Below are 12,030 nucleotides of genomic sequence, written 5' to 3' on the forward strand. Positions count from 1 at the left end.
ATGGGACGGGTAGGGGCGGCGGGGGCGAGGAAACCCCCACCGCCGGCCTCACCTACAGGTACTTCTTCAACTCCCGCCGAGCCAGCGACCGCTGATGCACCTCATCAGGCCCGTCCGCGATCATCAGCGTCCGCGCCCCCGCATACAGCTCCGCCAACGGGAAGTCCTGACTGACACCCCCCGCCCCGTGCAACTGGATCGCCCGGTCGAGAATGTCCACCACCGCCCGAGGCGTAGCGATCTTGATCGACTGGATCTCGGTGTGCGCCCCCTTGTTCCCCACCGTGTCCATCAGCCACGCCGTCTTCAGCACCAGCAGCCGCAACTGCTCCACCGTCACCCGCGCGTCCGCGATCCAGTTGTGCACCACACCCTGCTGGGCCAGCGCCTTGCCGAACGCCGTACGGTCCACGGCCCGCCGGCACATCAGCTCGATCGCCCGCTCCGCCATGCCGATCAGCCGCATGCAGTGGTGGATCCGGCCGGGACCGAGCCGCGCCTGCGCGATGGCGAAGCCACCGCCCTCCTCGCCGATCAGGTTCGACGCAGGAACGCGCGCGTCGTCGAAGATCACCTCGGCGTGGCCGCCGTGGGAGTGGTCCTCGTAGCCGAACACCCGCATCGCGCGCTTGACGGTCACACCCGGCGTGTCGCGGGGGACCAGCACCATGGACTGCTGACGGCGGATGTCGTCCCCGTCCGGGTCCGTCTTGCCCATCACGATGAAGATCTTGCAGTCGGGGTTCATCGCCCCGGAGATGTACCACTTGCGGCCGGTGACGACGTACTCGTCACCATCCCGCCGGATGTGCGTGGTGATGTTGGTGGCGTCAGAGGAGGCCACCTCCGGCTCGGTCATCGCGAACGCCGAGCGGATCTCGCCCGCCAGCAGCGGCTCCAGCCACTGCTTGCGCTGCTGCTCGTCACCGAACTGGGTCAGCACCTCCATGTTCCCGGTGTCGGGCGCCGCGCAGTTCGTCGCCGTCGGCGCCAGCTGCGGGGACCGGCCCATGATCTCGGCGAGCGGCGCGTACTGGAGGTTGGTGAGCCCGGCCCCGTACTCGGAGTCCGGCAGGAAGAGGTTCCACAGCCCCTGCCTGCGGGCCTCGGCCTTCAGCTCCTCCACCACCGCCGGCGTGTCCCACGGAGAGGCGAGCAGGGCGCGCTGCTCCTCCGCCACCGCCTCGGCCGGATAGACGTACTCGTCCATGAAGGTGAGCAGCTTGGCGCGCAGCTCCTCGGTGCGTGCGTCGAACGCGAAGTCCATACGGATCAGCCCTCCTGAAGGCCCTCGTGAAGCGTGGTCAGCCCGTGCCGGACGAAGACGGGCACGAGGTCGCCGATACGGTCGAACCCGCGCCCGACCGTCTGGCCGAGCGTGTAGCGGTAGTGGATGCCCTCGAGGATCACGGCGAGCTTGAACCAGGCGAACGCCGTGTACCAGGAGACCGCGGAGACGTCGCGCCCCGAGCGCGCGGCGTACCGCTCGATGAGTTCGGACGGTGCCGGATGCCCGGGGGCCTCGGCGGTGGTGGAGACGGGGGAGTCGGGCATGCCCAGCGGCATGCTGTACATGACCAGCAGGCCGAGGTCGGTGAGCGGGTCGCCCAGCGTCGACATCTCCCAGTCGAGGATCGCCCGGATGGTGTCGTCCTCGCCGATCAGCACGTTGTCGAGCCGGTAGTCGCCGTGCACGACGGCCGGGGCGGGGGAGCGGGGCAGGTCGCGGCCGAGGGCGGCGTGCAGTTCGTCGATGCCGTCCAGGTCGCGGTTGCGGGAGGCGTCCAGCTGCTTGCCCCAGCGCCGCAGCTGCCGGTCCAGGAAGCCCTCGGGCCGGCCGAAGTCGGCGAGACCCGCCTCGCCCGGGTCCACCGCGTGCAGCTCCACCAGCGTGTCCACCAGGTTCAGCACCGCGCCCCGGGTCCGCTCAGGACCGAGCGGCACCAGCTGGTCGGCGGTGCGGTAGGGGGTGCCCTCGACGAACTCCATGACGTAGAAGGGCGACCCGAGCACCTCCTCGTCCTCGCACAGCAGCACCGGCCGCGGAACCGGCACGGCGGTCGGGTACAGACCGCTGATCACCCGGTGTTCGCGCTTCATGTCGTGCGCGGTGGCCAGCACATGGCCGAGCGGAGGCCGCCGGACGACCCAGCGCGCGGTGCCGTCGGACACGGCGTACGTGAGGTTCGACCGTCCGCCCTCGATCAGCCGGCCGGACAGCGGGCCGTTCACCAGGCCGGGGCGCTCCCGGTCGAGCAGGCCGCGCAGCCGGTCGAGATCGAGTCCGGGCGGGTGGTCGGGGCTCATGCGTCGCTCCTACGGGGAGATGGACGGTTCCCGACTCATGATGCCGACCGGTCGGTATGTCGTCCAGAGGGGGGCCGAAACGTGATCGGAGCCACGATAGGCCGACGGCCCCTCGCGCGAGACGCCGGGGAGGCCACGGCCCGCTTCGTTCAGGCGAATCCGGCTTGCGTGCCGCGCGGGGAGCCCGGAAGGTCGGAGCCATGAAGGCCATCAGCTACTCACGGTACGGCGGACCCGAGGCGCTGGCGTTCGGGGAGGTCCGCGATCCCAAGGTCGGCCCGGACGCGGTGCTGGTGAAGGTGCGGGCGGCGTCCGTGAACCCCGTCGACTGGAAGGCCCGTGAGGGCTACCTCGACGCCATCCTCGAACCCGTCTTCCCCGTGGTGCCCGGCTGGGACGTCTCGGGCGTCGTCGTACGGCCCGGCGTGGCCGTCTCGGAGTTCGACGTCGGGGACGAGGTCATCGGGTACGTACGCGAGGACTTCCTCTCCCGGGGCACCTTCGCCGAGTACGTGGCCGCGCCCCTGCGCACCCTCGCCCGCAAGCCGCGCAACTTCTCCTTCGAGGAGGCGGCCGGGCTGCCGCTGGTCGGGCTCACCGCCTACCAGGTGCTGCTCAAGGTGCTCCAGGTGAAGCGGGGCGAGACCGTCCTGGTGCACGCGGCGGCCGGCGGCGTCGGCTCGATCGCCGTCCAGCTCGGCACCCACCTCGGCGCCCGGGTGATCGGCACGGCGAGCGAGCCCAACCACGACTTCGTGCGGGGCCTCGGCGGCGAGCCGGTGACGTACGGCGAGGGCCTGGGCGAGCGGGTGCGGGGGCTGGCGCCCGAGGGTGTGGACGCGGTGTTCGACACGGTCGGCGGTGACGCGCTGAAGGCCTCGGCGAACCTGCTGGCCCCCGAGGGCCGCCTGGTGTCGATCGCCGACGGCGACGTCGTGAACTACGGCGGCCGCTACTACTTCGTACGCCCCGACGCCGAGGACCTCCAGCGGCTGACCGACCTGGCCGAACAGGGCGTGGTGAGCGTGCACGTCTCCGAGACGTTCCCGCTGGAGCGGGCGGCGGACGCGCACCTGCTGAACCAGGAGGGCCGGACCCGAGGCAAGATCGTCGTGACGGTGGACTGGGAGACGGAGGGCGCGTAGCCGCCGTCCTCGCGCTCCGCCCGGAGGACTAGAGAACGAGAGCTGCCCCGCACACCGCCATCGCCACCGTGCACAGCACGGCGGCCGTGGCGTGCCGGGGTGCGAACGCCGCGGGGCTGCCGGGGGCGGAGAGCGTGCGGATACGGCGGTGGGCGACGCCGAGGAAGCCCAGCCACAGGACACAGCACAGGGCGCATCCGACGACCCCGGCCACCGACGCGCCGCCGTGCAGCGCGGTCTTCACGGCGAGCACGGCGGCGACCGTGCCCGAGAGCGTCGTACGCCGCCACGCGAGCCGGGTCCGCTCGGGCTGGAGCCCGGGGTCGCGGTCGGGGGTCCGAGGCGCGCTGTGAGCCGCGCTCACCCCTCCCACCCCACGAGCACCACCAGCACCATCGCCACGGCGACGACCGCGACGACGAGGCTCAGCAACGCCGGGAACCGGGACACCGGCAGATCCTCGCCCCGGCGCATGGCCCGTTCGCAGCGCACCCAGTGGTTGACCGCCCGCAGCGAGCACAGCACCCCCGCGGCGAGCAGCGCGAGGGCCAGCCCGACCCGCCAGCCCCAGCGCAGGTCCGGCAGGAACTGGTCCACGGCGAAGCCGCCGCCGATCAGCGCCAGCGCGGTGCGCAGCCAGGCCAGGAAGGTGCGTTCGTTCGCCAGCGAGAACCGGTAGTCGGGCGTCTCGCCGTCCTGCCGGACCTCCGCGGGCGCGAACCACAAACGGACGTTCCGTACGAACTCGATCATCTGCGCGACCCTACCCGGGAGCTGCTCGACGGTCGCCGTCGCCCGCTAGGGCCTCGACCGAAACGCCTTGAGGCGTTCGTACGCCGCCAGCCCGTCCGGCACCCACTCCCAGTCCCCGAGGCGCCGCTCCACCTCGTCCTCGGGCAGGAAGTCGTGCCAGGCCACCTCCTCGACCTGCGGCCGCACGGGAAGCTCGCAGCGGACCTCGTACACCGCCGACCACCAGCTCCGGCCGGCGCCGTCGTCGTAGAGGAACTTGAAGAGGTACCGCGGCTCCGGCAGGCCGGTCACGCCCAGCTCCTCCTCGGCCTCGCGCAGGGCCGCCGTGTCGTACGCCTCGCCCGCGCCGACCACACCGCCGACGAACATGTCGTAGAGGGAAGGGAAGACCAGCTTGGCCGGGGTCCGCCGGTGCACGAAGATCCGTCCCCCGGCGTCCCGGGCCTGGATGAACACGCAGCGGTGCCGCAGGCCCTCGGCGTAGACCTCGCCTCGGGGCAACTGCCCGATGACCTGGTCGTTCTCGTCGACGATGTCGAGGATCTCGTCAGCAGCGCTCATGCCCTCATCCAAGCAGGGGGGGCGGCGCCGGAATCACTGCGGCTGCGGCTGTGCCTGCAGCTTGCCCACGCGGGCCCGCTCCGCCAATCCGTGCGGCATCGCCGGATGCAGCCCGAGCAGCACGATCCCGGCGACCACGGCCAGCAGACCACCGGCCTCCCAGCTCAGGGCCACCGCGTCGGTGCGCAGCCGGTCGCCCAGGAAGCCGACGCCGCAGATGATCCCGGCGAGCGGCTGGGCCGCGGTCAGGGCGGGCAGCGACTTGCGCAGGGAGGCGGTCTCGAAGGCGCTCTGCACGAGGACCAGCCCCGTGACGCCCAGCGCGAGGACCGCGTACGGCTGCCAGCCGGTCAGCAGCTCGGCGAAGCCGCCCTCGGAGAACTTCTGCCCGCTCACCCGGGTCAGCGCGTCCTGCACGCCGTAGAGCAGCCCGGCGGCCAGGGCCAGCAGCACGGGCCCGGAGCTGAGCCGCGAGCGCTTGGCGTGCGTGGTGAGCAGCAGCGCGAGCCCGACCATGACCCCGATGATCAGCCACTGCCGCACCGGATCGGCCGTGGCGGCTCCGCCCTGCGGCTGGCCCGCCACGATGAACGCGGTCACGCCGCCGGCCAGCAGCAGGAGGCCCGCCCAGCCCTGGCGGCCCAGTGGCTGCTTGGTCTGCTTGCGGGACAGCGCCAGCGCGAACAGCAGGTTCGTCGCCAGCAGCGGCTCCACCAGTGACAGCTCGCCCTGCCCCAGGGCGGCGGCGCCCAGCGCCATGCCGACCACCATCAGCGCGATGCCGCCGAGCCAGCGCGGCACCTTCACCAGGTCGATCAGCAGGCGGAAGGAGAGGAAGTCGCTCAGCGGGGCCCGCTGGGCCGCGTTCTGCTGCAGAACGAAGCCGAAGCCAAGACAGCAGGCGGCACTCAGGGCGAGCACGAGAACTAGAACCGACACGCGGTGTACCTCGATCATCAGGTCGGGTTCACGGTTGCGTAGGGGCCGACTGTACCGGCCGGCTCCGCCCGGCGCGCCCGTACGTCCTGCCATGGTCCGGGTCAAAACCGGCCAACGCTATGACGTACGTCACAAAGGGTGAAACGGGAAAATCGGATGCCGGTCACGCGCTCCTCCCGCTCCCCTCTGGTCACAAGTACCTCACAAGTAACACCACTTGACGCGTGTAACGCGAAGACGGCCCTTGACGTCAACCGTTGGCGGGGGGTTGGCTGTGCGTGATCAGTTCATGGCATTGCGCACACTCGCGCCCCATCGACCGCCGTGAGCCGAAACACCAGAAGAGCGCGTGAGGAAGTCCCGCGGTGTCCCCACCCCCGCCTCCCCTCGGCCGTGGCCGCAGACGTGCGGCACAGGCCTTCGACGAGGCCCTCGACGACGCCGACCTCGTGGCCGCGCGCGCCGCGCTGGCGCAGGGCCGCTGGCAGCACGTCCGTTCCCTGCTGGTGCGGACCGGAGACGACTGGGACCGCCGCGGCCACCGGATCACGGTCCTCGCGGGGGAGTCCTACAGCGCCGCCTGGGCCCGTGAGTGGCTGCTCGCCGAACCCGAGTCCGCCGACGCCTCCGTCCTGCTCGCCCTCGCCGAGGTCCGGCGGGTGCTGCGCGGCAAGGGCAAGCCGGTCCGCGCCCGCGAGGCCTGCGAGAGAGCCGTCACCCGCGCCCCGGCCGACCCCACCCCCTGGCTCGGCCTGCTCATGCTGGAGTGCGCGACCGGCACCGACCTGGATGTGGTCCGGCGCTTCGAGGCGGTCCGCGGCCGGTACGCCGACCACCACCACGCCCACCACCTGATGGTCGCCCGGCTCGCCGCACGCCGCACCGAGGCCGGCCCGGACCCGCTGCACGAGGTCTACGACTTCGCCAACTGGGCCGCCGAACAGGCACCGGCCGACTCCCCGCTCGCGATCCTGCCCGTCATCGCCCACACCGAGCGCTACCGCGTGCTGGCGGCCGCCGGGTACGAGCCCGCCGACCCGTCCGTCTCGGGCCACTGGGCCGGCCGCCGCGCCCGGCAGGTGATGAAGACCGCCTTCGACTGGTGGCTGGAGTGGGAGCTGGAGGGCCACCCGCGCCGGCTGATCGACCTGAACTTCCTCGCCCACGCCAAGTTCTGCGAGGGGCGGGGCGCCGAGGCCGCCGCCCTGTTCCACCGGATCGGCCGGTACGCCACCCCGGCGCCCTGGTCGTACCCGGACCGCGACCCGCACACCGCGTTCGCCGCCGCCCGCGCCGGCGCGCTCGGCACCGCCTGACCCCCGCATCCCAGAAGTGAGGACGCTCTCCCGATGACCACGGACAGTTCGAGCACGAGCACGTCCGCCGCAGGCGGCGGCATCAGCACGTTCAAGGGGCAGGAGCGCGCCCTGCGCGCCGACCGCCTCGGCACCGGGGGACTGCTGCTCTCCGTCCTCGCGGCGACCGCCCCGCTCATGGTGGTCGCGGGTGTCATGCCCACCACATTCGCGGTGATGGGCATCGTCGGCCAGCCGCTGCTCTTCGTGGTCCTCGGCGTCGTCCTGATCCTGTTCAGCGTGGGCTACGCCGAGATGAGCCGCCACGTCCACAACGCCGGCGCCTTCTACGCCTACATCTCCCGCGGCCTCGGCGGTACCGCCGGCGCGGGCGCCGCCCTGGTCGCCCTCGTCGCCTACAACGCGCTCCAGATCGGCATCTACGGCATCTTCGGCTTCGAGGTCTCCGGCCTCCTCGCCACCTACGCCGACGTGGAGATCGCCTGGTGGATACCGGCCCTGGTGGCCGCACTCGCCGTCGGACTGCTCGGCTGGCTGAAGATCGACGTCAACGCGCGCGTGCTCGGTGTGCTGCTGGTCATCGAGGTGCTCCTCGTCGTCATCTTCGACATCGCCGCCCTCGCCGACCCCGGCAAGGAAGGCCTGTCGCTGCACGCCTTCAACCCCGACACGCTCACCGGCGCGGGGGTCGGCACCGCGCTGTGCTTCTGCATCGCCGCGTTCCTCGGCTTCGAGCAGGCCCCCGTCTACGCCGAGGAGACCAGCCGGCCGCACGTCCTGGTGCCGCGCGTGATGTTCTTCGCCGTCGGCGGGGTCGCCGTCTTCTTCGCGCTGAGCAGCTGGGCCCTGACCGTCGCCACCGGCCCCTCCGCGATCGTCGGCACATCCCAGAAGCAGAGCGCCGGACTGCTGTTCTTCCTCACCGAGTCCCGCCTCGGCGGCACCTTCACCGACGTCCTGCACGTCCTGTTCGTCACCGGCATGTTCGCCGCCCTGCTCAGCTTCCACAACGTCGTCGCCCGGTACGCCTTCGCCATGGGCCGCGAGGGCCTGCTGCCCGCCGCCTTCGGCCGCACCAGCGGCACCAGCGGCGCCCCCGGCACCGGCTCGCTGCTCCAGACCGTCATCGCCCTGGTGGTCGTGGCCGCCTTCGCGATCGCCGACGACAAGCCGGTCGGCGACCCGACCGCGCCCGTCCTGCAGCTGTTCACCTGGCTCGGCAACATCGGCGCCCTCGGCGTGATCCTGCTGATGGCGGCGGCCTCCCTGTCGGTCGTCGTCTTCTTCGTCCGCCGCGGCGCCGCCGGCGCCCAGGCCTGGCGGCTGGTCACCTCCGCGCTGTCGGGCCTCGCCCTGCTCGTGATCGCCGGCTACACGGTGAAGGACTTCGAGGTGCTGGTCGGCGCCGGCCCGGACTCCTCGCTGAGCTGGGTGCTGCCCGGCGTCATCGGGCTCGCCCTGGTCGCCGGCCTGCTCCTGGGCCTGGTGCTGCGCGCCCGCGCCCCCGAGAAGCACGCCCGGATCGGCCTCGGCAACGAGGCGTTCCAGCTGGAGAAGGCGGCCTCGTCCTGAGGCGGCCCGCGTAGGAACCCGCCTAAGAAGTGGTTACGGAAGTCTGACGAGCACCCGCGATCCCTGTCCTGCCGGGGCCGCGGGTGTTCGAATGAGAACGTGAACGCGAAGAGGGGCGACGAGGATGTGAGTGGGGGCGTGCGCGAGGACGTACAAGACGGCGTGAACGACGGACACCCCGAGGAGCGGGGCACCCCGGTCGGCCGCCGTGTCTTCCTCGGCACCCTCGCCGCGGGCGCCCTGGGTGTCGTCGCCGCGCCCAAGCTGCAGAGCGGCCTGGAGGGCTTCCTCGGCGGCGCCGCCGACAAGGACCCCACCGGCCTGACCGGACTGCTCCCGAACGGCGGCGGCTTCCGCTACTACTCGGTCGCCTCGTCCGTCCCACGCAAGAACGCCGACACCTACCGCCTCAAGATCGACGGTCTGGTCGACCGCCCCACGAGCTACACGCTGGACGCGTTGAAGGCCCTGCCGCAGACCCGCATGGTCCGCGACGTCCAGTGCGTCACCGGCTGGCGGGTCCCGGACACACCGTTCGAAGGCGTACGCCTCTCCCGGCTCCTCGACGCGGCCGGCGTACGCCCCACCGCGAAGGCGATCCGCTTCACCTGCTTCGACGGCACGTACACCGAGAGCCTCACCCTCGCCCAGGCCCGCCGCGCGGACGTCCTGGTCGCCCTGCGCATGCAGGACAAGGACCTCGGCCACTCCCACGGCGGCCCGGTCCGCCTCTACGTGGCGCCCATGTACTTCTACAAGTCCGCCAAGTGGCTCTCCGGCATCACCCTGACCGACGAGGTCGACCCGGGCTACTGGGAGGAGCGCGGCTACGACATCGACGCCTGGGTGGGCCGCTCGAACGGACGCGACGATGCCCCCACGAGCTGACACCGCGGCCGAGGTCAGCCGCTTCACCCGGACCGAGCGCTGGATCCACCGCACGACGGCCGCCCTGATGGGCGTCTGCGTCCTGACGGCGGCCTGCCTCTACGTCCCCCAGCTCGCCGAACTCGTAGGCCGCCGCGCCCTGGTCGTCACCCTGCACCAGTGGTCAGGCCTGGCCCTGCCCCTCCCGGTCCTGGCAGGCCTCGCCTCCCGAGGCTTCCGAGCCGACCTCGGCCACCTCAACCGCTTCGGCCCCCACGACCGCACCTGGCTGCGCGCCGCCCTGCACCGCGACAAACGCCCCGACTCCCGCCCGGCCGCCAAGTTCAACGCCGGCCAGAAGATCTACGCGGCCTGGATCGCAGGCGCCACCCTCGTCATGCTCGCCACCGGCCTGATGATGTGGTTCACCCACCTCACCCCCCTGCTCTGGCGCACCAGCGCGACTTTCGTCCACGACTGGCTGGCCCTCACCATCGGCATCGTCCTGGCCGGCCACATCGGCATGGCAATGGCGGACCCGGAAGCGCGCAGGGGAATGAGAACGGGCAGGGTGAGCAGAGAGTGGTCGGACCGTCAGCACCCTTTGTGGCGGCGCTTTTAGGGGCGCGGGGAACTGCGCGACCAGCCACGAACCACCGCTGGCCGCCCGCCGACATCACCCCTACGGCGCGACGTCAAAATCCAACAGCACCTTGCAAGACCGACTCCGATCAGCGGCCAGGGCAAAAGCAACCTCGGCATCCCCCACAGGAACCACCGCACTCACCAGCCCATCAAACGCCGGCTCCACAGCCAACAACTCCAACGCCGCATCAAACTCCGTATCGAACCGGAACGCCCCCCGAAGCTCGATCTCCCGGCTCACCACAAGGTTCCCCGCAAACGGACTCTGCCCCGGCGGCAACATCCCCAACTGCACGACGACCCCACCCCGCCGCACCCGCCGCAGACACGCGTCGAGCCCCGCGGCCACCCCGGACGCCTCGATCGCCACATCCACCTCGTCGGGCCACCCGGCATCGTCGGGATCGTCGGCCCGGACAACAGTGCTCGCACCGGCGACCCGGGCATACTCCAACGCCTCGGGCAGCAGATCCGTCACAGTGACCTGCGCCGCCCCCGCCGCCTTCGCCGCGGCGACCACCAGACACCCGATGGGCCCGGCCCCGGTCACCAGAACATGCCGCCCGGCCACGTCCCCGGCCCGCCGCACCGCGTGCAGCGCGACGGACAGCGGCTCGGCGAGCGCGGCCCGGCGCAGCTCCAGACCCTCCGGCAGCGCCCGCAACTGCTCACACGGCACGACCACCTGCGCCGCGAACCCGCCCTGCACATGCGGGAAACGTGCCGCACTGCCCAGATAGCTGGTGTCCCGGCACACGTTCCGCCGCCCGGCCGAGCACTCCGGGCACACCCCGCACGGGGTCGCCGGGTGCACGGCCACGGCCGTACCCGGAGCCGGACCGGAGGCGCCGTCCCCGTACCCGAGGACCGTCCCGACGACCTCGTGCCCGAGCACCATCGGCTCGCGGAGCCGGAAGTCACCCACACCGCCGTGCCGCCAGTAGTGCAGATCGGACCCGCACACCCCGCCGTACCGGACGGCGACCAGCGCCTGCCCCGGCCCGGGCTCCGGCACCGGCAACTGCGCGACCCGGAGGTCGTCCTGACCGTGAATCACACAACCCAGCATCAAAACCTCCTGAATCGTCACAGCAATGGCGACAGCGATGGCACAGCGATGTCAGAGCACGCTCGTCATACCGCCGTCGACGTACAGCACCTGCCCGCTGATGAAGTCGGCGGCCGGGGAGGCGAGGAACAGCACCCCGCCCACCAGGTCCTCGGTACGGCCCCAGCGCCCGGCCGGGGTACGCCGCCGCACCCAGGCGCTGAACTCCTCGTCGTCGACGAGGGGCTTGGTCAGCTCGGTCTCGATGTAGCCCGGGCCGAGCCCGTTGACCTGCACTCCGCTCGGGCCCCAGTCCGCGCACATGCCCTTGGTGAGCATCTTCAGCGCGCCCTTGGTGGCGGCGTACGGCGCGATCCCGGGCCGTACGACCTCGCTCTGCAGCGAGCAGATGTTGATGATCTTGCCGTGGCCGCGTTCCGTCATCCGGCGCGCGGCCTCGCGGCCGGTCAGGAAGGCACTGGTCAGGTTGGTGTCCAGGATCCGGTGCCAGTCGGAGTCGGTGAACTCCAGCAGCGGGGCGCGCAGTTGCATGCCCGCGTTGTTGACGAGGATGTCGAGCGGGCCCACCCGCTCCTCGACGTCGGCGATCCCGTCCGCCACGGACGGTCCGTCGGTCACGTCGAACGAGGCCGTGTGCACCTTGTCGCCGGGCAGCCCGGCGGCGGCCTCGGCGAGGCGGTCCTTGTCGCGTCCGTTGAGGACGACCGTGCAGCCGGCTTCCGCCAGACCACGGGCGAGGGCGAGTCCGATGCCCCGGCTGGAGCCGGTCACCAGGGCCGTGCGGCCGCCGATGTCGAACAGGGGGTGAGCAGTCATGGCCGTACCTCTCCTAGATCACCAAGGACAACAGCAGGAC

The 12,030-nt window shown here is 71.7% G+C and carries 13 protein-coding genes; 5 read left to right on the forward strand and 8 right to left on the reverse strand.

Annotated elements, in window-relative coordinates:
- Positions 1–52: 52 nt before the first annotated feature.
- Positions 53–1,267, reverse strand: a complete 1,215-nt coding sequence (locus tag ACFT4A_RS22455; RefSeq protein WP_382832723.1) for an acyl-CoA dehydrogenase family protein — start codon at positions 1,265–1,267, stop codon at positions 53–55.
- A 5-nt stretch (positions 1,268–1,272) separates the two neighbouring features.
- Positions 1,273–2,307, reverse strand: coding sequence for a phosphotransferase family protein (locus ACFT4A_RS22460; RefSeq protein ID WP_382832725.1), 1,035 nt, complete (start codon positions 2,305–2,307; stop codon positions 1,273–1,275).
- Positions 2,308–2,507: 200 nt separating this feature from the next.
- On the opposite strand from ACFT4A_RS22460, the gene ACFT4A_RS22465 reads away from it, so the two are divergent.
- Positions 2,508–3,452: an NADP-dependent oxidoreductase gene (locus tag ACFT4A_RS22465; protein WP_382832727.1), complete on the forward strand. Its 945-nt coding sequence runs from the start codon at positions 2,508–2,510 to the stop codon at positions 3,450–3,452.
- A gap of 28 nt (positions 3,453–3,480) precedes the next feature.
- Here ACFT4A_RS22465 and ACFT4A_RS22470 read toward each other — a convergent pair whose 3' ends face one another.
- From ACFT4A_RS22470 to ACFT4A_RS22485, 4 genes are read right to left on the reverse strand one after another with little or no spacing between them, the layout of a single operon-like run.
- A complete protein-coding gene (locus ACFT4A_RS22470; RefSeq protein ID WP_382832728.1) occupies positions 3,481–3,816 on the reverse strand; it encodes a DUF202 domain-containing protein in 336 nt (111 codons plus the stop codon).
- Entirely contained in the window at positions 3,813–4,205 is a 393-nt protein-coding gene (locus tag ACFT4A_RS22475; protein WP_215122459.1) for a YidH family protein, read from the reverse strand. The genes ACFT4A_RS22470 and ACFT4A_RS22475 overlap by 4 nt, the downstream gene beginning before the upstream one ends.
- Before the next feature lie 45 nt (positions 4,206–4,250).
- Positions 4,251–4,766, reverse strand: a complete 516-nt coding sequence (locus tag ACFT4A_RS22480; protein ID WP_382832730.1) for an NUDIX hydrolase — start codon at positions 4,764–4,766, stop codon at positions 4,251–4,253.
- A 33-nt stretch (positions 4,767–4,799) separates the two neighbouring features.
- The gene (locus ACFT4A_RS22485; RefSeq protein WP_382832732.1) at positions 4,800–5,723 is read right to left on the reverse strand and encodes a DMT family transporter; all 924 of its coding nucleotides are present in this window, start codon (positions 5,721–5,723) and stop codon (positions 4,800–4,802) included.
- Positions 5,724–6,070: 347 nt separating this feature from the next.
- Between ACFT4A_RS22485 and ACFT4A_RS22490 the strand changes: the two genes are divergently transcribed.
- From ACFT4A_RS22490 to ACFT4A_RS22505, 4 genes are all read left to right on the forward strand, one after another.
- The gene (locus ACFT4A_RS22490; RefSeq protein WP_382832734.1) at positions 6,071–7,021 is read left to right on the forward strand and encodes a hypothetical protein; all 951 of its coding nucleotides are present in this window, start codon (positions 6,071–6,073) and stop codon (positions 7,019–7,021) included.
- Positions 7,022–7,054: 33 nt separating this feature from the next.
- Positions 7,055–8,593: an APC family permease gene (locus tag ACFT4A_RS22495; protein ID WP_382832735.1), complete on the forward strand. Its 1,539-nt coding sequence runs from the start codon at positions 7,055–7,057 to the stop codon at positions 8,591–8,593.
- A gap of 162 nt (positions 8,594–8,755) precedes the next feature.
- Positions 8,756–9,481, forward strand: coding sequence for a molybdopterin-dependent oxidoreductase (locus ACFT4A_RS22500; RefSeq protein WP_382832746.1), 726 nt, complete (start codon positions 8,756–8,758; stop codon positions 9,479–9,481).
- Positions 9,465–10,082 (forward strand): cytochrome b/b6 domain-containing protein, encoded by a 618-nt coding sequence (locus ACFT4A_RS22505; RefSeq protein ID WP_382832736.1) that lies wholly within the window; start codon positions 9,465–9,467, stop codon positions 10,080–10,082. The genes ACFT4A_RS22500 and ACFT4A_RS22505 overlap by 17 nt, the downstream gene beginning before the upstream one ends.
- Before the next feature lie 60 nt (positions 10,083–10,142).
- Here the strand turns inward: ACFT4A_RS22505 and ACFT4A_RS22510 are convergent, their stop codons facing one another.
- Positions 10,143–11,174: an L-idonate 5-dehydrogenase gene (locus ACFT4A_RS22510; protein ID WP_382832748.1), complete on the reverse strand. Its 1,032-nt coding sequence runs from the start codon at positions 11,172–11,174 to the stop codon at positions 10,143–10,145.
- 51 nt (positions 11,175–11,225) lie between these two features.
- Positions 11,226–11,990, reverse strand: a complete 765-nt coding sequence (locus tag ACFT4A_RS22515; protein ID WP_382832737.1) for an SDR family oxidoreductase — start codon at positions 11,988–11,990, stop codon at positions 11,226–11,228.
- Positions 11,991–12,030 lie beyond the last annotated feature (40 nt).

The organism is Streptomyces sp. NPDC057099 (genome assembly GCF_042671245.1).
GTDB lineage: Bacteria > Actinomycetota > Actinomycetes > Streptomycetales > Streptomycetaceae > Streptomyces > Streptomyces purpurascens.